This window comes from Fontivita pretiosa, assembly GCF_050410795.1.
Lineage (GTDB): Bacteria > Planctomycetota > Phycisphaerae > Tepidisphaerales > Tepidisphaeraceae > Fontivita > Fontivita pretiosa.
In genome coordinates this window covers 3,496,354-3,515,580 of sequence record NZ_CP191258.1, presented here as the reverse complement: position 1 = coordinate 3,515,580, position 19,227 = coordinate 3,496,354, and the positions used below count along the sequence as shown (strand labels likewise).

Sequence of the window (19,227 nt, the reverse complement as noted above, 5' to 3'; positions counted from 1 at the left end):
TGGCCGCATTGTCGATTTGGTGCTGGCGCGTCGCCAGGTGTGCCGGATTCTGTGCCGCGCCGGGGCGCGATTGCCCGATTTCCTGTGGAAACTCGCGAAGGTTTCGACTCCGATAGAGGCCATCTTTCATTTCGCAGCGGTTCGCACGATGCAGAATCGTCCGGCAAATCCGGGTGAATCGCCACCGCTTTCTCTGCCACTTGCAGATTGCTCCGGGACATTGCCGGCGGATTCTGCGCCGGCACACACGACGTTTTCGCTTGAACTTTGATTCATTTGGTGTAGCCTCTGCCTGCGGAACATTTGGGGGCATTTCATGGCCTGCGGGGAAATCCTGGGTTTCAAGCCGTTCTTTGAGGCGCTTACGGGTTACAGCCCCATGCCCTGGCAGCAGCGGCTGTATGAGCAGTTTTTCTCTCAGGGCAAAGTGCCTTCGCTGATCGACATACCGACCGGTCTGGGCAAAACCAGCGTGATCGCCATCTGGCTGATCGCGCTGGCCAATGGAGCAAAGCTGCCGAGGAGACTGGTGTACATCGTGAATCGGCGGACCGTTGTCGATCAGGCGACGGACGTCGCCGAGAAGCTGCGCCAGCGGTTGCTGCAACCTCAAGATTCGCAGTGGAGCAAACACGCGCACGCGATCCAGGCGCTGGCCGACGCGCTGCGGCAAATGGCCGGACTTGATAGCAAGCTTCCACCGCTGGCCGTCAGCACGCTTCGCGGCGAGCTGGCAGATAACGGCGCATGGAAGATCAATCCTGCCCATCCTGCGATCATCATCGGCACGATCGACATGATCGGCAGCAAGCTGCTGTTCAGCGGCTATGGCGACGGGCGATACGGGCGCGCCCACCACGCAGGTCTGATCGGCCACGACACACTGATCATCCATGACGAAGCACATCTAACCCCGGCATTCAGTGAGCTGTTGCGTGCGGTCGAGAACGAGCAACAACGTGAGGCGCAGCATTGCGATCTGAAGGATATGCATCGACCGCTCACGGTTCTGGAACTGTCCGCCACGACACGCAACCCTAAGTCCAACGGCTCCATCAGCAGAGCCAGTTTTGAACTTGATGCCGCAGATCACAACCACCCGCTTGTTCGGCAACGCCTCGCCGCGGTGAAGCGATTGAGATTTGCTCATGTGGATTCAACTGAGGATTTGACCGGGCAGATTGCCCGCCATGCACTCGCGCACGAACAGGCGGATCAGCAAGCTTGCCGCGTTCTTGTCTATGTCCGTTCACCCGAAACCGCGAAGAAGGTGGCGGAGCTTATTCGCAGACAACTGGGCCGTGGCCAGGATGGACGGGTTGCCGTGCTGACCGGCACGATTCGCGGCTATGAGCGCGACCAGTTGGTTGAAAGCAGTCTGTTCCACGCATTCAAGTCCGATCGGGACCCGCCGCGACTGGACCAAACGCGTTATCTTGTTTCGACCTCCGCTGGCGAGGTGGGCATTGATCTGGACGCCGATCATATGGTCTGCGACCTGACGACGCTGGACAGCATGATTCAGCGGCTGGGTCGCGTGAATCGACTCGGCGTGGACAAGGATGATCAGCCGCGAGATGCAACGATTACCGTTGTCGCAGGTCCGATCGAAAAGAGCGATCCACTGAGAGAACAGTTGCACAAGACGGTCGAGGTGCTTCGGCAACTGCCGTCAGCAAATGATGCATACGATGCTTCGTCACAGGCACTCAAGGCTTTATCTCAGCAACAGGATCTCCTCAGTGCTTTTGCCGCGGCGCCGCACATTCTGCCCGCCACCGATATCCTGTTCGACGCCTGGTCGCTTACATCGATCGACCAGCAAATGCCGGGCCGACCGGAGGTAGAAGCTTACCTGCACGGACTGACAGCCGACCCGCCGGAAACATACGTAGCCTGGCGCGCAGAAGTGCGCATGCTGGCGGAGGCAGAGGTCGAAAAAGAATCGCTTTGTCAATGGTTCCAGGCTTGCCCGATTCTTGCGCATGAGCGGCTGCGCGACCGGACCAATCGCGTCCGCGACGCTCTTGCCAAGCTGTTGAAGGAACATCGCCATAAGAACGAGCGGCTTGATTTTAAGCTGGTGCTGCTGAACGAACGCGGCGAGGCATCGCTGTGGCAGCTTTCAAAGTTACTTGAGAAGCCCCAGGGACACGACCCGCTTGCTTATGCGACGGTTGTCCTTCCCATCGAAGCCGGGGGGCTGAATGAGAACGGAATGCTCGATCCAGCGAAGATTGAACCACGCGATAAACTCGACGTGGCCGAGGAATCGTCCGGCCGGGCACAGACCGCAGGCGCATTGCGTAAGCGCGAGCGCTGGCTGTACATCCGCGACGCCGAGGGCGAACGCTGGACGCATCTGCTCACCGGACAGGAAACCCACGAGCCGCCGGTCAACTTGCGCCAGCGCGAGCGCATCTCGCTGAAGGAACCGCCGGAGGGCGAAGAAGATGAAGGCGTCGTCGAAGAGCTGGTACTGCTGGCTGAGCAACGGGAAGTCGCTGCCGATAGCCCGGAACAGGCGCCACTCCGAGAGAGTCTGTCCGACCACCTTAATTGCGTCTCGACACATGCAGAGCACATCGGGCGTGCGCTCGGGCTGCCGAACCCGTTGCGCGAGGCTCTGGTGCTTGCCGCACGCTGGCACGATCGAGGCAAAGATCGACCGGTCTGGCAGCGGTATGCCAACAACACGAATGGCAGCGAACCGCTGGCCAAGTCAGAAAAGTACGGTCACTGGCGCGAGCTGGGCGGCTATCGGCACGAATTCGGATCACTGCTGGAAGCGGCTGCCGATCCTGACATCAACGGACACCCGGAACGCGATCTGACTCTTCATCTGATCGCGGCGCATCACGGGTGGGGCCGGCCACACTTCGAACAGCGAGCGTTTGACAATGAGGGCCCAACAGACCCGGCGACGGGGCAGCGCAGGCGTCCAACCACCCGCCAGAATGAAACAGCGGCTGTGGAAGCGATCCAGGGATTCGGCCGACTTCAGCATCGCTTTGGCCGCTGGGGGCTGGCCTGGCTGGAGTCACTACTGCGATGCGCAGATGCCATGGCCTCGACCGCGGCCAACGAGAACAAGGGGGAGGCCGTGGTATGAGCAATCTCACGCCCAGTTTCAGTGTAAACGTCGATGTGACCAATCCCGGGCAGTTCTTTGCCTGCTGCGGCCTGCTGGAGCTGGCCCACCGCCTGTGGCCCGGGGCGGAGGGGTGGTTTGATGAGCATAGATTCCTGCTCGTGCTCCAGAATGCTCAGACCTTCGATTTACAGAACGTCCTGAACGCCCTTATCTCTGCGCAGGTCCGTTCTCTACCTTCTGATGATCCCAAAACAGCACCGCTTCAGATTCACATTCGTGATCTAATCGTTTTGCGTCTGGATTGGTGGTGCACAACGGTTGATCTGGAGACAACGAAAGCGAATGCGGTAGATAAGAACCCATTCAAGACTTGGGCAGCCAACGCAACCTCGGCGCAAATGTTCACAAAATGGCAGAAACCCCTGGGTAGGGTAAAGGCCGAAATTCTGTCCAATCCCGCCGACATGTTAAAAGTCAGTGCTAGGCAACAGGGCTCCTATGGCTTTGACAGCGATCTGTGCTGGGACGCTTTGAACATAGGATTCTCTCTCAATGAGCACAGGGGGCTTAAAGAGTTACCGACCCGCCCCGCTACCGAGCTTCTTGGCGCCATCGGACTTCAGCGATTCTTTCCTGTTCTTAAGCTCAAGAAGAGACACACTACAGTTGATCACCGACCAGCCGCGACAACTTACCGTCGGCCTGTTCTTAATCTTCTTAAGGATGAGGAGCACACTACTATAGAGGTTCAGTTCGCGACTTGGCGTATCCCTCTTAGTGCTCCCGTTGCGCGCGTAGCTACACTTGGATCGTTTCGTGAAGTGGTAATGCTCAAGTTACGGACACGGTTTGTGTATCGTGGCAGCTTCAAGGGCCTCGAAAAGGCAACCATCATTCAAGGAGAACAATATGGTTGATATCCTGAAACAGTTCGACAGTTGGCTCACCGACGATAGTGATGTGGCGGCGCTGGTCATGCGCCAGTGGCTCGAACCCGTCGAGGGCAAGGACGCGGTGATTTTCCCGCCGACGTATCCCGTCGAACAGGACAAGGCCGGGTACAACATCGACGTCTTCGAGGATCGTACAAACGTATGCCAGATCGACAGCGTCGGCTCGCAGGCCAACCGCATGGAGCCGATCTTTAAGCGCGAGAAGTACAGACACCTTGTGCCACAAGTCGTCATCATTGCGCGCGATGCGACCGGGGACCGTGAAGTCCATTTGCTCGATGCGGGGCACCGGGCGGCCGACGCGATCGTTCGGTTCTCCACCATCGGTGCGGAGCTGTTCGAGGCGTTCTACGCCTTTCATCGCCAGGCAAATGCCGAGAAGCTCGCTCGCGTGGCACCGACCTCAATTGTGTTCGGGTCTTGGGATTCTAGGGCGACGCAGGCCAAGTTGCCGCGGATCGTGCGGTCCGTTATTCGCGCTTTCAACGTCCAGCCAATGCATCGCTCGGCACAATACACCACTATCGCCGGCGAGATCCTAGAGGGTCCGGACGTCGAGGTGACCGTGAAGGGCCCGAAAGCCGAATTGGGCCTTGCACACGTGCCTGCGGTCATGACGCACGGCGGCGTGCACGTGACCGAACGTACCGAGATCCGCCGAGAGGTCGTGCTCAACCTCGTGCCATTGCGTGCCCTTCAGGCTGAGTCAAGGAAATACGAGGATGCACTGGTCCTTCGGCGCTACATCCTCGGGCTGGCGCTGGTCGCGGCAACTGCCCCACCAGAGACTTCTTTGCGCGAGGGCTGCGATCTCGTACCGGACGCCTCGCGCGCCCCCGAGTGCAAGCTGGTGAGGCATGACGGTAGTCGGGAGGACTGGGCGATGCCACATGAGCAGATCCTGAACTTCGCAAACGCCGCAGCGAAGGAATTCGGCGTACAGCAGCCGTCGAGACCCGCCGAGTGGGATGCAGAACTCGCGCGGAAGGTGATGGGCCTAACCGAGCAACAGCGCAAGGAATTGCTCAGAGGTGGGCCTGTGACGCGCCAGAGGCTTGAGCAAGTCGTATCCCGACAGAGCGCTGCGGACCGAGGAACGAAACGCAGAAGCGCGGGCAGTGCGGGACAGCAAAGTGATGGAGCAGAGGAGGACGCGGCCCGATGACCCGCCATCTATGCATTTCGGTCACACTGCTTGATCCTCTGTTTCACGGCAAGTGGGACGACGAGCAGCCTGAGTGGCCGCCGTCGCCCATGAGGCTCTTTCAGGCTCTGGTGGCCGGCTCGCGAAGCGGCTGTCGCAACGGAGACTGGTCGGCTCCCAAAGCCGATGCTTTCCGCTGGCTGGAGTGCCAGCCGCCGCCGATCATCATCGCCCCACCACAGCAAAAGGGCCAGGCGTACACGCTGTTCGTTCCAAACAACGATGCCGACAAAAAATTCGAACGGCAGGAGCGCCTCACCTCAAAGATTGTCACTCCTCGCCTGCTGCTCAATGGCCAATCGCCGTACGCAGGGCCTGTGACCCTTCACTACCTCTGGCCGATTCGGGAGCCTGATTGGCAAGCGGCTGAAAAGCATGCCCGGATTCTCTGCCGTGAGGCGCGAAATCTGATGGCTCTGGGCTGGGGAATTGACCAGGCAATCGGCAATGGCCAGATTCTGACCAACGGCAGTGTCGCGCAGATGACGGGCCAGAGGTGGGAGCCCTGGCTGCATGCCCCGGCGAGCCAGCCGCGTCTTCGTGTGCCGCGTAAGGGATCACTCCAGGACATCGAAAGAGCCTATCAGGCCTTCATCGGGCGAGTGTTTGTCGAGCGCAAAGGACGAAGGGCGGCGCTGCGATACATGCCGCCGGATAAGGCCCGATGCTTCGATATGGTGGCGTATTTCCAGCGAACAACAATACCCCAGCGGCCGTACGCTGTTTTCGAGTTGCCCGACGGTGTGGCATTCCGCCAGGAAGATGCAAGCGTCGTGGCGGCCATGCTGCGATCGCTGGCTTGTCGCGAGAAAGAGGACTTCTCGGAGCGGTTCCCTGATGACAACAGCGAAGTTTACCTCTCAGGGCACGTGAACGGTGCACGCAAGACCCCGCCGCGATTTTCATATCTGCCCCTGCCCAGCATCGGACACGAGCACAGCGACGGGATGATCCGGCGCGTGCTGATCGCCGAGCCATTCGGCGGCGATGGCCGGCGTGCGGCCTGGGCACAGGGGCGGTTGTTGAACCAGACACTGACCGACGCGAGCAAGAACCATCGCGGCCAGCTCATGAACCTCTGGCGCAAGACTTCACGAAGCGTTGTCGATCGGTATGTCGGCTCGGTCAGGACCTGGGCGACAGTGACGCCGGTAATCCTGCCGGGATTCGATGATTTCCGCGGCGTAACAAAGGACGAGCAGCGTGCCGGGCAGGCGACAAAGACCGAACAACTCTTCATGAAGGCCGTGGTGCAGGCTGGCCTGCCCGCAGATCTCGTCGAGTCGTTCGCATTGCGCAAAGCACCCTTCTGGCCGGGTTCGGCGCACCCCAGTCGTTACCGTCGGCCAGACTATCTTGACACTGCGAGAGACAGGCATTTCCCGGCATGGCATGTGTGTGTGCGGTTTCGTGAGTCGGTGCCGGGCCCGATCGCCATTGGCGCCGGGCGACACTGCGGACTGGGGCTTTTCGCGGCGAAGGAAGGGTGACTGATATGACGGTTGAGCAAGCGCAGAATCAGATCGATTGGGATTCAATTCTGCTTGCATGGCTTCACGATCCGCCAGATAAGGCGCTGTCGATCCGTGGACACGTTGCTCGCGCTCGAGACAGTGCCAAAATCGCAGTCGGCGACGATGATCTGAGCAGAAAAAAGATTGAGGACAATGTAACGGAAGCCGATCCGATGGCGGCCATCGTCGAGCGTCTGCCGATGCCGACCGCCGGCGATAGCGGCCAACGCGCCGTCGCGCCACAGGGCGGTCGCCTGTACGTGATCCATCCGCTGTCAGCTACAGGCGTGGACGTGCCGGTACCCAACCTGACCGAGCAGTTTATCGAAAGGCAGCGAGAACAACTTCGTAGCATCGTGCAAAACTCGTCCAGTGGTGGACAGGAGCACGTGCGTAATCGGTTCTTGGGTATATGGCGCCTGTGGCCGGAATTGCTCGTTACGAATTGCGATCCCTGTTTTGACCGGCTTCCCGCCGACACGCGCATCCCCGACCACACGATCTGGAACCACATGGACGTAACGGCCGCCTTCAAGGCCGTCAACGCCGATAAGGCCGATGGCAAAGGCGCCGCATTGCTTGCGTTCGCGTTGGGTCCCGTCCAGCGGTTCATCGAGGCGGCGAGGTCGGTGCGCGATCTGTGGTCGGGAAGTATGGTTTTGTCATGCTTGACGTTCCGGGCGATGCTTCCGGTTATTGAGCGGGTCGGTCCGACGGCGCTGATCTATCCGGCGCTTCGAGGCAATCCGCTGCTCGACCTGTGGCTGCGTGATCCGCAACGGCTAGGCCAGAAGATTGTGCTACCGGACGTGGAGTTACGGCGGACTCCTGCGCTACCACATCGCTTCCTGGCAGTGGTTCCATGGGGAGAGGACGGCGCCTGCGCCAAGGATTTGGCTGACCAGTGTAAAAAAGCGGCCGCCAATGCATGGTTGGAGATGGCCAGGGCGGTTCGCCAGCGACTCCACAAGGTAATGGCAGCCCATTGTCCCGACTGGGACAAGCGATGGGACAATCAAATCGAATGCTACTTCAGCACGGAAACCGCTCTCGTGCCGCTCGGCGGTTCTGGAGATGAAATCGATCGGCAGTTGGCCCAGCTCTTGACAGGAAAGGGATCGTTCAAGGAAGCCTTTCCGGATGCGGAGGCAGTCCGTGAGCTGGCACGGGCCATTCGCAAGGATGACCGGCCCGGCTATGACCAAGACCACACCGGACGCTGGCAGTATCAGGTCGAGCTGGTCCAACGATCGTTGGCAGCGATTCGCAGCGTTCGTCATGTGCCGCCGAACCATCTTAGTCGCAGCGAGCGATGGCCTCAAAAATGCACGCTGCTGGGCAGCTTCGAGCAGATGGGACCGGATGATCTGCGACAGTCGAGGGACTTCTGGGACCAGGTCGCCGCTCAGAATGGCTTGAACGTCGATGGTGTTCGCGTGCGGCAAGGCGAGGCACTTTGTGCCGTGGCGATGGTGAAACGTTTCGCCGGCCCGGCGTTCCTGCGAGAACAGCTTCGGCTCTCGATAAACGACCTGCGGTTCCCGGACACGTGGACCATCGCGGCCGCAGAATGGCTCGCCAATGCCGAGAAACATGGCTACCGGCTTGGCCCGGCTCACATCTCTCCCTGGAACGGCCATTGGCTGCACTGGGCGAAGCGAGATCAAGACCTCATTGATGCGGATGAGTGTCCCGCTGCCATCTTCACTCAGATTCAGGAGGCTCGCAAGCCGGACAAGTGTGGCACGCCACCCGTGTACTACGCCATCCTCAAGCTCGACGGCGATGACCTCGGTGGCTGGCTGCGCGGTGAGAAGTCGCCAAAAGTCCGTGCGGTCATGCACCCCACCCTGGTCAGCTATTACGAGGGTCTCGGTGAACACGCAAGGGCGGGCCTGGACGCGAAGCGACCCGTTGGCCCGGCGCTGCACGCGACCATCAGCACTGCCCTTTCCAACTTTGCCCTCCGCGCGGTGCCTGCGATTGTTCGAAAACATCATGGCACGACGATTTACTCCGGCGGCGATGACACGCTGGTCCTCCTGCCGGTCAGCAAGGCGCTGACGTGCGCCTTGGAGCTGCGAGCGGCGTACATGAGCAATTGGTGGCGCGCCGATAGAAACAGCGGTGAAGCGGACAGGAATCGCGAGTACATAATGATGGGCTCACGGGCTACCCTCTCCGGCGGCCTGGTCGTTGTGCATGCCAAGGACGACCTGCGTTTAGCGCTGCAAGACGCCCGCAGGACCGAAGAGCTGGCCAAAGATGCTGGCAAGGATGCCCTGGGCATTACGATCCGTCGGCGATCGGGAGAGCACACCTCCGCCATCTGTCGCTGGGCTTTTGTGCCAACGGTCAATAACTGGACCGAGCAATTCCGTTGCGGAGCGTCCGACCGCTGGGCGTATCACCTGTACATGGAAAGATCCACGCTCGCGCATCTCCGCGTGGAGGCCATGCAAGCGGAAATCCGCCGGCAAATCATGCGCGCCGAAGAACCGACGCCTCGTCTGCTTCCGCCGAACAGCATCGCCGCTGCCTTTGAATCATTTCGCGCCAGCTTCGATACGCCCGGCGAGGCGCTGGCCAATTTCCTGATCCTGTGTCACACCGCCTCGTTTATGGCGCGGGGGACGGACCAATGACAACGCCAACTATGAAGACGATGGGCTTCTGTATGCAACCGCTTGATGTGCTGTTTTTCCGCGACGGCCGGCCATTCACCGGCTCAGAGCGAAGTGTCAGCGGGCTGCCGCTGCCGCAAACGTTTGCGGGAGCCATCCGCACGGCGCTGCTTCGCGCGGCGGGCTGCGATTTTGGCCGGCTGAAGCAGGAACTCGAACGCGGCAAGTCTTTCGACCAGGCTGTGCAAGCAGCCTGCACACAAGAACATCATTGGATTGGTCAACTTGCCGTGCGCGGGCCGTGGCTGGCCCGTCGTAACAATGCAACCGACAATCTGGAAGTGCTCGTTCCGGTTCCGGCCAATCTGCATCAGGAGAAATATAAGCACACTGGCCCGCTCCGCCGCCTCACTCCCCTTCCAAGGGAACAACTTCCCGGCTGGAATCCGCCGCAAGATCAACAGGACCTTCGCCCATTGTGGCTGAAACATTTAAGCTCCACGGAGCCAGCCGCAGGCTACCTAACGCCGCAAGGATTGGCGAGGTTTCTCGGTGATGAGTCGGTACTCAGTGAAGACCTTGTCGCGGCCGACGAACTGTTCGGACTCGACTACCGCACGGGCATTGGCATCGCGCCAGATCGACTGGTGGCTGAGGAATCGCAGATCTTCGGTCGCGGCTTCCTGGCCCTCGAGAAGGACGTTTACCTCTACGCCGAGATCGAGATGCCTTCTGACGCACCCGACGGATTGTTCGACCAGGTGAAGACTCTGACGCTGGGCGGCGAAGCTCGGCATGTGACCCTCAAACGTTTGCCAAGTCCCTTCACCTGGCCAAACAAGTCACCGAATGCGAAGCAAAAGCCTCTGATCTTGCTGGCGACACCCTGTCCATTCGAGGCGGGCTGGAAGCCGCGAATCCTCGATGGCCAGCTTGTCGCGGCAGCCGTACCCGGGTCGCTGGCATTTTCCGGTTGGGATCTGGCGCGCGGCGGGCCAAAGCCGACGCGGTTCGCCGTCCCGGCCGGCAGCGTGTACTTCCTCAAATCCCTTCCCAACAACTGGCAGCCTGGCCTGGCCGAGAGCGACGAGGATCGCCGGCAGGGCTGGGGCTATTGCCTGACAGGAGTCTGGACCGATGAGTGAAGCATCAACGACCAGTCTGCCGCGCTCCCCGCAGCAAGCCGCTGCGTTGCTCTTTGTCCACGCCCAGACCGGGCTGCATCCCGGCTCCGGTACGGCATTGGGCACGGTGGACCTGCCAATTCAGCGCGAACGGCACACGCAGTGGCCAGTCATTCCTGGCTCGACCCTCAAGGGCATCTTGCGCGATGCGTGCCGGCGTTCAGGTGGCAATAACGTGGATCTCTTTGCCGCATTCGGCCCGGAAACGGCTGAAGCCGACAAGCACGCCGGTGCCCTCAGCCTGACCGATGCCCGCATCCTGGCGTTTCCGGTCCGGTCGCTGAAAGGCGTCTTCGCCTGGGTTACCTGCCCGGCCGTGCTGGACCGACTGAAGCGGGACTTGAATCTGGGACAGATCGACGCCAATACCCTCAGCCTGCCCACTGCGCCGGCGAGGGACAAGGCGTTGTGCCAGCAAAACGGTCCGTTGCTTGTGGACGGCAACAAACTGGTCCTGGAGGAATTCGAGTTCGAACGTGCGGGCGATGCCGACGCGGTGGCTACCTGGGTCTCGCAACGAGCCGTCGCCGACCAAGCCACGCAGAAGCGCTTGATGAGTCACCTGGTCGTGCTGCACGACGACGATTTCACTCACTTTGTCCGGCATGCAACGGAAGTGGTTGCCCGCGTCGGCCTGGACTATGAGCGCAAGACGGTCAAGACTGGCGCGCTGTTCTACGAGGAGTTCCTCCCCGCCGAGACACTTTTCTACTCTGTCGTCCTCGCCAGCGCGAGCCGGCGAGAGGGGCCTAGCAAATCGGCAGCCGACATTCTGAAGTATCTCGGCGAAAACCTGCCGCCAATTCTGCAAATCGGCGGTGACGAGACGATCGGCAAGGGGCTGTGTGCGGTGAGACTCGACAGTGGAAAGGACGGTGCGTGATGCCACAAGCAACGATGAGCAAAGCGAGCCCAACCCTCGACCAACGCCGGGCCAAGCATGCATGGGAAGTTGTGCAGCGAGCCAAGCAGAAACAGGGTGCCCATCAGCAGCAAGACCCGAAGAAGTTCGGCGGCCAGGCCAAGAAACTGCCGACCCGCATCATGGCTGCTGGGCTGGGACAGGCGTTGGCATTCCTGAAGGCCAAGGCTTACGCACCCGGCTTGTTGGCCGAACTGAGCGAATGGATGAAGCAGCGCATTCCTCCCAAGCAAGGGGAACCGGCCGATCTGCTCGAACGAATCATCAAGGGCGATTCGGACTTCCTCCGCCGGGCGACTGACGAGGCGCTGGCTTACCTCCTCTGGCTCAACCGCTTCACCGAGGCGGAGGGACTGACGGAAGGAGAGGAATCATGAGCCTCGTCCTGCCGCAGAGCACGGTTCGACTCATCGATGCCGTGGCCAACACTCACCGGCATCCTGGACTGCAGCTCGACAAGTTCAGTGTCCCCGGTGACCAAACCGCGCAGAAGGCGGCGCTGACCAAGGTCTGCAACATTCCAGGCGATGCCGCACTTCTTACGACACTCATCGAGCGTAGGGAACGTCTGCTGGGGACACTGCCAGGAGCAAGGTCGTTCTCCTGCGCAACCACCGGCCCGCTGACACTGCACCTGGCCCGCGCGTCGGCCCTGGAAAACGCCGGCATCTGCCTGCATCCGCTGTACGGCTTCGCCTATCTGCCCGGCAGTGGCCTGAAGGGCATGGCCCGCGCCTACGCTGAAACGATCTGGCTGCCGACGCAGCCGGACCAGAAGCAGGCGTGGAGGCAAATCGAGGACGTCTTCGGCTGGGCGCCCAATCCCGATCGTCGCCAGCAGATCAACAATTCCGACCACCCTGCCGCGGTACGCCGCAAGGACGAGGGCGATCCCGAGTCCCCGGAAATCAAGGCATCGTCCGGCAACATCGTGTTCCACGACGCCTGGCCCGAGTCCTGGCCGAAGCTGATCGTGGACATCGTGAACAACCACCATCCACACTACTACACCGGGCAAGCCAGCAAGCTCGATGAACAAGGACGATGCAGTGATTGTAAGTTTCGACCTGACGACCCCAATGCTCATCCCCCCGGCGACTGGGAGAATCCGGTGCCGGTCTATTTCCTGGCCCTGAAGCCCGGAACGACGTTCACCTTCCCGCTGGCCAAGCGCCGCGCCGATGTGGCCGACGAGCTGCTTAATCTGGCTCGTGAATGGCTTCTGGGCGCATTGTGTCAGCTTGGCGCCGGGGCCAAGACGAATGCGGGCTACGGGGCCTTCAAGCCGGCCGACGGTGAACCTCCAGCGTTACCCACCCAGAAGCGAGCCATCTTTGAGACGACGCTGGAACTGCTCACGCCCGCGTTCCTGGCCGGCGCCAACCAGCAGGCCGAAGACTGCGATCTGCGCCCCGCGACGCTGCGCGGCCTGCTCCGCTGGTGGTGGCGCACCATGCACGCCGGCTTTGTGGACGTGAAGATGCTGCGAGCATTGGAGGCCGCCATCTGGGGCGATACCAAGAACGGCGGGGCAGTACGGATTGTCCTTGAGAAAGACAGCGGGACGAATCCGCAGCCATACGACAAGCGGAGCAAGGCGAACTTCAACGATCAGCAGAAGCAATCCGATCATGGCATTCCCAACGAGAATCCAAAGAAGGTTACGCAAGGCCTCTGGTATGCCTCATACGGCATGGATGAAACGAGCAAAGAACAGAGGAAACAGCGTTATTACCTCGAACCCGGCGCAAGCTGGCGATTGCGACTTATCGCCCGGTCAAGCCGGTTCTTCATTGACCGCAAGGATGCCGACGATCCCAAGAAAGCCAAGCACGGAAAGGACATCACGGCGGAACAAGCCTTGAGCCAGGCGAAGGCCTCCTTGTGGCTGCTCTGTCACTTCGGCGGCGTCGGCTCCAAGGCTCGCAAAGGCTTCGGCTCGCTGGGTGCCGATCAGCTTCAGGACCACAGCTTGGAATCCTGCCGGAAGGCGGCGAACGAACTGCGAGAGCACTTGGGATTATCGAGCGGTTTTGGCGATCGCCGCGCCCACTCGACTTCGTTGCAGCAGATGCTCGGTCCGGTTGATGTCAATTTTTCCTGGCCAAACGTCTGGGCCGTGCTGGATCAAGTGGGCTTTGCTTACCAGGCATTTGCCAAGAAGTACAAACACAATCGCGAGAAGATGGCATTGGGGTTACCGCGCCGCATTGGCAACCCTGTTAAAGGCGCGTTCAACCCTACACCACCGGTCACCACGAACAGCCGTCATTCATCCCCTGTGCATATCCATGTCGAAGGCAAACCGGGCAACTGGACAGTCCGCGTTATCGCCTTTCCGGCAGCGCATCTGCCCAATCTCGCCACGAGTCAATACTTCCTGAAAGAGTTCCTCAAGGACTTCGGCGACGACCTGCAAAGGCGCGCCGCCTTGCAGCCGCCTCCTCCTGGCCCACGTCAGGTGATGGCCTCCGCACGCCAACAAGCGGCGCCGCCCTCGACAGGGCCGAGTTTGCCCAAACCTGGAGATCGAGTTGACGCCATTCTGCTTGACGAGAAAACCAAAAGAGGCGGTTGGAAAGCAAAACATGTTGCCACCGGCATCGCAGGCCCCATTCAGAACAGCAACGACGTCCCCACAGATAAAAAGGCCGGCGACAGCGTGACGCTGATCGTGGCGTCGGCGACCCAACGCGAGATCGCCTTCCGCTATCCCACCGCCGCCGACGAGCAGCGAGCACAGAAGTCACAACGCAAATCCAAGAGCAGTTCCGGCGACAAACAACCACCCCGCGGAGGGAAATGATGAAGAAACGCCGCATCCTTATCTGTACCGTGGGTACCAGCCTGTTCAAACCAAATCTCGAAGGTCTGCCAACGCCGGATGGTTACACCGCTTGGGCCGAAAAGACCAGAAAACAGGGGGAGCTTGATCCGCCTTCGCTGGATGCTGTCAATACCCTTCGGGCAGCATTCGCGAAGAAAGACCTCCGAGTGATCTCAGCCACGCTTCTACGTCTTTCGCCTGCTGCACGCATCTGCGGGGCGGAGGTCAACTCCATCGCCAGTATGATCGACAAGAACTACGTGCCCCCAGACTGTGGCCTGTTCTTCCTCCACTCCGACACCGACGACGGCCGCAGCATTGCCGCCATCCTCAAAAGCTACTACGACAGCCGGGGACATTCTCCCGTCGAGACCATCCTAGTGCCGGACCTTCAGGACCAGGACCCAAAGCGATTCCGCACCAAGGGTCTGCGTAACCTGGCACGCAAAATCTGCGGCGTCATCCGCGATTACAGCCCCGCTGCCTGCGCCATCAACGCCACGGGCGGCTACAAGGCCCAGATCGCCATGGGTGTTCTGCTCGGACAGGCCATTGGCGTTCCCGTGTACTACAAACACGAACTGTTCAGCGAAATCATTGCTTTCCCGCCCATGCCCGTCGCCCTCGACTTTGAGGTGTGGATGCGGGCCAGCGGAATGCTCTACGACCTGGAGGGCGCTTCGGAGCCAATCGCGGCGGCCCTCTACGATGACGAGTGGGACGAAAAGTACGAGAGCCTGATCGAACGCGTGCCAATCGACGGGCAGGACTATCTGGAGCTATCGCCCACCGGACAGATCTTTCACGACACCTTCCGGGAGCGCTTCCGCACCGCCCGCGATCAGGTCTTGCCGCCGCCCGTGCCGCCAGGCCAAAAACGCCCGCCGCGGCTGGAGGACGCAGGCTGGCCGGGGAGACATCCCCAGGTGGAGCGCTTCCTGAAGCACGTGACCGACGACGTGCCCCAGGTCGTCCATTGTGCAACCTTCTATTTCAACCCCGACCTTGCCGAACGCACACGCTTCCGTTTGGGAAGCGATGGCATCGAGGGGGTTTACTCGGATGGCAGCTTCACGGTGAAGTTTCGCGTCGAAACCAGCGCTCAAACGCCAGGCCAGCAGGCCGCTGTCGTGGCCGCCCTCAATGAATGGCTGAGTGGCAGAGCTTAGTCCAACTTCAACTCGACGACCGACAGCGGTCTCCCTTGACAGCACGGAACCAGTCCATCCTGGCCCACGGCTTCCAGCGCGCTAGCGAGAAGGTCTTCGAGCAACTCTGGAACGCCGCCCTTCAACTGGCCAACCTGAACGACTCCGACCTGCCTTTGTTCCCGCGCCTGGCATCCTGACCTATCCTCAGCATCCCAACCTCCTCCACTCATCGCCCTCGCGCGATTTCGTGAGCGCGTCGCGAAATACGCCATAAACCCCTGGACCGCGTCCACGTGCCCTTGCTTCCAGGCGCCAGCCACCCAGGCGGGCGGTTGACTCACCGGCCTCTCCGACAGGTTCGCCAGCACTTGCGTGAGCTGATGCTTTGCATCGATCCCGTGGCGGCGGCGGATCCTGGTGATCCGACTGAAGATGCTCGCCGTCGCCGCTCTCGTCGCCGCTGAATTGCAGATCCCGGCCTACTATCAGTTCGAGCAGATGCCCCAGCCCGTCTTCCTGCCCACTTCCATCTCCGACGATCGCCTGCGCGCCAAACTCCGCAGCGCCATCTCCAACCCTCACAAGCTTCGCAAGCCCGCAGACTGGGACCCCGAAGACCTGCGCAGACTCGAATTCGAAGGAATGATCAGGATCCAGCGTCGCGCCGATGGCTCGCCGTCCTCCATCAAGCTCACCCCATATGGCCGTTATTGGGCACAACGATAATCCGCCCCATCTTCGCCACAGGCGCTAAAGCCGTCTGTCTTGTTTCCGATCTTTGACAACTGATCGCCTCGTTTTTCCCGGGGGTTGGCATGAGTCAGCCTCTCTCAACTCAGTCCATCGCGCCCAGCTCGCCTGCGCCGCAGGACCCCGCCGATCGGGCTCCGGCGCCAGATTATCCAAAACCCGACATTTCTGATCAGCCCGATCTGCTCCCCGTCCGAATGCTCGCCGAATTCGCCTATTGCCCGCGGCTGTTTTACCTCATGCACGTTGAGGGCCGATGGGCCGATAACCTCTACACCGTCGAAGGCAAGGCCCTTCATCACCGTGTCGATCAGCTTGATCATGTCCTGCCCGATCCCGACCGCTGCGACCAACCCGATCAGCAGGATCAACCCCCGCCTAACCAGAGTGCTCAACCCGGCGATGAACCGCCACAGATCACCCGTTCCATCCTCCTGTCCTCCGATAAACTCGGTCTGACCGCAAAGCTCGATCTGGTCGCCACCGCCCCCGGACCCGACGGCGTCCCCGAAGCCGTTCCCGTTGAAACCAAACGAGGCCGCGTGCCCGACAACGAGCATCGCTGCCATGAACCGGAACGCATTCAGCTCATGGCTCAGGGTCTGCTTCTGCGCGAAAGTGGCTATCGCTGCGATCATGGCGTGCTTTATTTCGCAGGCTCACGAACCCGCGTCGATGTCCCCTTCACCCCCGAACTTGAAGCCCGAACCCTCGCACTCCTTCAGCAGGCCCGCCAAGCCGCTCAATCCGCTGCCCTGCCGCCACCTCTGGACGACAGCCCTAAATGCGCAGGCTGTTCCCTCAACGCCATCTGTCTGCCCGATGAAACCCTCGCCCTTCAGCACGTCCCCCCAGACCCCGCCGCTCCGGCCGTCCGTCGCCTCTACCCAGCCCGCGACGACGCCCTGCCACTTTACATCCAGGAACAGGGCGCCTTCGTCGGCAAACGCGGCCAGCAACTGCTCATCTCCAAACACGGCCAGGAACTCGCACGCGCCAGGCTCAATGACGTCAGCCAGCTCGTGCTCTGCGGCAACATCTCCGTTTCCGCTCAGACCATCCATCTGCTCTGCGAAGCCAACATCCCCATCGTCCATCTTTCGATGGGACACTGGTTCTATGGCATCACCCACGGCATCGCCCTCCGAAACGCCTACGACCGCGCCGCCCAGTTTGCCGCCGCTGCCGATCCCAATCGCTGTCTTGCCTTTGCCCGACAGCTCGTCGCCGCCAAGGGCGCCAATCAGCGCACCCTGCTTCGCCGTAATGCCTCCCCGTCCCAGCAACTCCTGGACGACATGGCTGGCCTGATCTCTCGCGCCGAGCAAGCACCCTCGCTTGATCAATTGCTCGGCATCGAAGGCGCACTGGCCGCTCTGTACTTCAAGCACTTCGCCCACATGCTCCGCCCTGTCGATCTCTCCACCGACTGGGATTTCAACAACCGCAACCGCCGCCCCCCACGCGATCCGATTAATGCCCTGCTTTCCTTCGGCTATGCCCTTCTCACCAAGGACTGCACCGTCGCCCTGCTGGCCGAAGGACTCGACCCCTGGTGGGGACTCTACCATCAGCCCAGGCACGGCCGACCAGCCCTCGCCCTGGATATCATGGAGCCGCTCCGACCGCTCATCGTCGATTCCGCCGTCATCACCGCCATCAACACAGGCATGCTCCGCGCCGACGACTTCACCCGCTCCAACTCAGGTTGCATGATGAACCCTCCAGCCAGAAAAGCCTTCCTCCGCGCCTACGAATCGCGTATGGATCAGCTCATCACCCATCCCATCTTCAACTACCGCTGCTCCTGGCGCGCCATCATTCGCGTCCAGGCTCGCATCTTCTCCCGATGGCTCCGCGGAGATTTGCCCGCTTACTCCAACATCGTCACTCGCTGATATGCCCAGACGACAGTTTCTCATCTGCTACGACATCGCCGACGACAAACGACGCAATCGCGTCTTTGAAACCCTTCTCGGCAACGGCGACCACGCCCAGTACAGCGTCTTCTTCTGCGAACTCAATCCCCAGGAACTCGCACAGCTTCGCGCACGCCTCACCCAACTGATCAACCCGCGAGAGGATCAGATCCTCATCCTCGATTTGGGCGATACCCAAAGCCCACTGGAAAACATTCTCGATTGCCTGGGTAAACGCTATAATCCTCAAACGCGCGTCCAGATCGTCTGAGTTGACTCTCGCGCGCGCCGTCGTCTGTCCAGACCCGCGCGATCCCCTGTGCCGGCTGGCGCGTCTGGAACATCTGTATCGCCCGGCGAGCGGTGGAGTGATCGCCCAACTCACTCACCCGCTCGAACTCTTTGACAATCCAATAACTTGCAGCCAACTAACCGTGCCATGTTCCTGAGGTTTATTGTTACAATGACCCCACCGCTCGCAGACCGCATCATAATTGCGGTCGCAACATACGCTTGCCACGGCAGGCCTTTCCGCGCTCTCCCGAGCGCGGCCCCATTGAAGCACGTGAAACCGCCAACCTTTTCGGCGTCCGCGAGAACTTTCCGCGCTCTCCCGAGCGCGGCCCCATTGAAGCCCATGAGAGCTGCGCCTGCGGCCCGTTGGCCTCGTCCTTTCCGCGCTCTCCCGAGCGCGGCCCCATTGAAGCGCAGTCGAGGGTCGTGCGGATGCCCTTGATTTTGTGGCCTTTCCGCGCTCTCCCGAGCGCGGCCCCATTGAAGCGAAACACAACCAAACCGTGCCACAACCCGCGGGCCGTCTTTCCGCGCTCTCCCGAGCGCGGCCCCATTGAAGCACGACGACGCGGATTTCGCCGGGGTTGGCAACGGTGGCTTTCCGCGCTCTCCCGAGCGCGGCCCCATTGAAGCGATTCTCACGAACCGGATTGATCCTGCTGGCGATCGCCGCCTTTCCGCGCTCTCCCGAGCGCGGCCCCATTGAAGCGAGTATCCCGAAGCGGCCAAGTAGATGCCGAGTAGGACTTTCCGCGCTCTCCCGAGCGCGGCCCCATTGAAGCCTGGTTGCT

14 protein-coding genes and 1 CRISPR repeat array (1 of these 15 only partly in view) are annotated in these 19,227 nt (G+C 60.9%); all 14 genes read left to right on the top strand.

Features of this window, described 5'->3' with window-relative positions; all coding sequences use genetic code 11:
• The first annotated feature begins 316 nt into the window (after positions 1-316).
• The 14 genes from cas3g (at position 317) to cas2 (ending at position 18,413) form a co-directional block, all read left to right on the top strand.
• Positions 317-3,112: a type I-G CRISPR-associated helicase/endonuclease Cas3g gene (cas3g, locus tag ACQS5P_RS14195; RefSeq protein ID WP_428937279.1), complete on the top strand. Its 2,796-nt coding sequence runs from the start codon at positions 317-319 to the stop codon at positions 3,110-3,112.
• Complete coding sequence (locus ACQS5P_RS14190) at positions 3,109-4,011, top strand: hypothetical protein (protein ID WP_428937278.1); 903 nt, start codon at positions 3,109-3,111, stop codon at positions 4,009-4,011. The genes cas3g and ACQS5P_RS14190 overlap by 4 nt, the downstream gene beginning before the upstream one ends.
• Positions 4,004-5,212 carry a type I-G CRISPR-associated RAMP protein Csb1/Cas7g gene (cas7g, locus tag ACQS5P_RS14185; protein WP_428937277.1) on the top strand — a complete coding sequence of 403 codons (1,209 nt, stop codon included), beginning with the start codon at positions 4,004-4,006 and terminating at the stop codon, positions 5,210-5,212. The genes ACQS5P_RS14190 and cas7g overlap by 8 nt, the downstream gene beginning before the upstream one ends.
• Complete coding sequence (csb2, locus tag ACQS5P_RS14180; protein WP_428937276.1) at positions 5,209-6,741, top strand: type I-G CRISPR-associated protein Csb2; 1,533 nt, start codon at positions 5,209-5,211, stop codon at positions 6,739-6,741. Before cas7g ends, csb2 begins: the two co-directional genes overlap by 4 nt.
• 5 nt (positions 6,742-6,746) lie before the next feature.
• On the top strand, positions 6,747-9,410 hold the full coding sequence (gene cas10, locus ACQS5P_RS14175; protein WP_428937275.1) for a type III-B CRISPR-associated protein Cas10/Cmr2: 2,664 nt from the start codon (positions 6,747-6,749) through the stop codon (positions 9,408-9,410).
• Positions 9,411-9,421: 11 nt separating this feature from the next.
• Complete coding sequence (cmr3, locus tag ACQS5P_RS14170; protein ID WP_428937274.1) at positions 9,422-10,534, top strand: type III-B CRISPR module-associated protein Cmr3; 1,113 nt, start codon at positions 9,422-9,424, stop codon at positions 10,532-10,534.
• A complete protein-coding gene (gene cmr4 / locus ACQS5P_RS14165) occupies positions 10,527-11,456 on the top strand; it encodes a type III-B CRISPR module RAMP protein Cmr4 (RefSeq protein ID WP_428937273.1) in 930 nt (309 codons plus the stop codon). Before cmr3 ends, cmr4 begins: the two co-directional genes overlap by 8 nt.
• On the top strand, positions 11,456-11,872 hold the full coding sequence (gene cmr5, locus ACQS5P_RS14160; protein ID WP_428937272.1) for a type III-B CRISPR module-associated protein Cmr5: 417 nt from the start codon (positions 11,456-11,458) through the stop codon (positions 11,870-11,872). The genes cmr4 and cmr5 overlap by 1 nt, the downstream gene beginning before the upstream one ends.
• On the top strand, positions 11,869-14,301 hold the full coding sequence (gene cmr6, locus ACQS5P_RS14155) for a type III-B CRISPR module RAMP protein Cmr6 (protein WP_428937271.1): 2,433 nt from the start codon (positions 11,869-11,871) through the stop codon (positions 14,299-14,301). The genes cmr5 and cmr6 overlap by 4 nt, the downstream gene beginning before the upstream one ends.
• A complete protein-coding gene (locus ACQS5P_RS14150) occupies positions 14,298-15,491 on the top strand; it encodes a putative CRISPR-associated protein (RefSeq protein WP_428937270.1) in 1,194 nt (397 codons plus the stop codon). The genes cmr6 and ACQS5P_RS14150 overlap by 4 nt, the downstream gene beginning before the upstream one ends.
• Positions 15,470-15,670 carry a hypothetical protein gene (locus ACQS5P_RS14145; RefSeq protein WP_428937269.1) on the top strand — a complete coding sequence of 67 codons (201 nt, stop codon included), beginning with the start codon at positions 15,470-15,472 and terminating at the stop codon, positions 15,668-15,670. Before ACQS5P_RS14150 ends, ACQS5P_RS14145 begins: the two co-directional genes overlap by 22 nt.
• Positions 15,671-15,890: 220 nt before the next feature.
• Positions 15,891-16,199 (top strand): hypothetical protein, encoded by a 309-nt coding sequence (locus tag ACQS5P_RS14140; protein ID WP_428937268.1) that lies wholly within the window; start codon positions 15,891-15,893, stop codon positions 16,197-16,199.
• An 89-nt stretch (positions 16,200-16,288) separates the two neighbouring features.
• Positions 16,289-18,121 (top strand): CRISPR-associated endonuclease Cas4g/Cas1g, encoded by a 1,833-nt coding sequence (gene cas4g/cas1g, locus ACQS5P_RS14135; RefSeq protein WP_428937267.1) that lies wholly within the window; start codon positions 16,289-16,291, stop codon positions 18,119-18,121.
• Position 18,122: 1 nt separating this feature from the next.
• Entirely contained in the window at positions 18,123-18,413 is a 291-nt protein-coding gene (gene cas2, locus ACQS5P_RS14130; RefSeq protein WP_428937266.1) for a CRISPR-associated endonuclease Cas2, read from the top strand.
• A 256-nt stretch (positions 18,414-18,669) separates the two neighbouring features.
• Positions 18,670-19,227: a CRISPR direct-repeat array (repeat unit 36 nt; unit sequence CTTTCCGCGCTCTCCCGAGCGCGGCCCCATTGAAGC); it runs 7,755 nt beyond the window's last position.

Coding starts and splice junctions, on each gene's coding strand:
- cas7g (WP_428937277.1), top strand. CDS start 4,004: ATGGTTGATATCCTGAAACAGTTCGACAGTTGGCTCACCGACGATAGT.
- ACQS5P_RS14150 (WP_428937270.1), top strand. CDS start 14,298: ATGATGAAGAAACGCCGCATCCTTATCTGTACCGTGGGTACCAGCCTG.
- cmr6 (WP_428937271.1), top strand. CDS start 11,869: ATGAGCCTCGTCCTGCCGCAGAGCACGGTTCGACTCATCGATGCCGTG.
- ACQS5P_RS14145 (WP_428937269.1), top strand. CDS start 15,470: ATGGCTGAGTGGCAGAGCTTAGTCCAACTTCAACTCGACGACCGACAG.
- cmr5 (WP_428937272.1), top strand. CDS start 11,456: ATGCCACAAGCAACGATGAGCAAAGCGAGCCCAACCCTCGACCAACGC.
- csb2 (WP_428937276.1), top strand. CDS start 5,209: ATGACCCGCCATCTATGCATTTCGGTCACACTGCTTGATCCTCTGTTT.
- cas3g (WP_428937279.1), top strand. CDS start 317: ATGGCCTGCGGGGAAATCCTGGGTTTCAAGCCGTTCTTTGAGGCGCTT.
- cas2 (WP_428937266.1), top strand. CDS start 18,123: ATGCCCAGACGACAGTTTCTCATCTGCTACGACATCGCCGACGACAAA.
- ACQS5P_RS14190 (WP_428937278.1), top strand. CDS start 3,109: ATGAGCAATCTCACGCCCAGTTTCAGTGTAAACGTCGATGTGACCAAT.
- cas4g/cas1g (WP_428937267.1), top strand. CDS start 16,289: ATGAGTCAGCCTCTCTCAACTCAGTCCATCGCGCCCAGCTCGCCTGCG.
- cas10 (WP_428937275.1), top strand. CDS start 6,747: ATGACGGTTGAGCAAGCGCAGAATCAGATCGATTGGGATTCAATTCTG.
- cmr4 (WP_428937273.1), top strand. CDS start 10,527: ATGAGTGAAGCATCAACGACCAGTCTGCCGCGCTCCCCGCAGCAAGCC.
- cmr3 (WP_428937274.1), top strand. CDS start 9,422: ATGAAGACGATGGGCTTCTGTATGCAACCGCTTGATGTGCTGTTTTTC.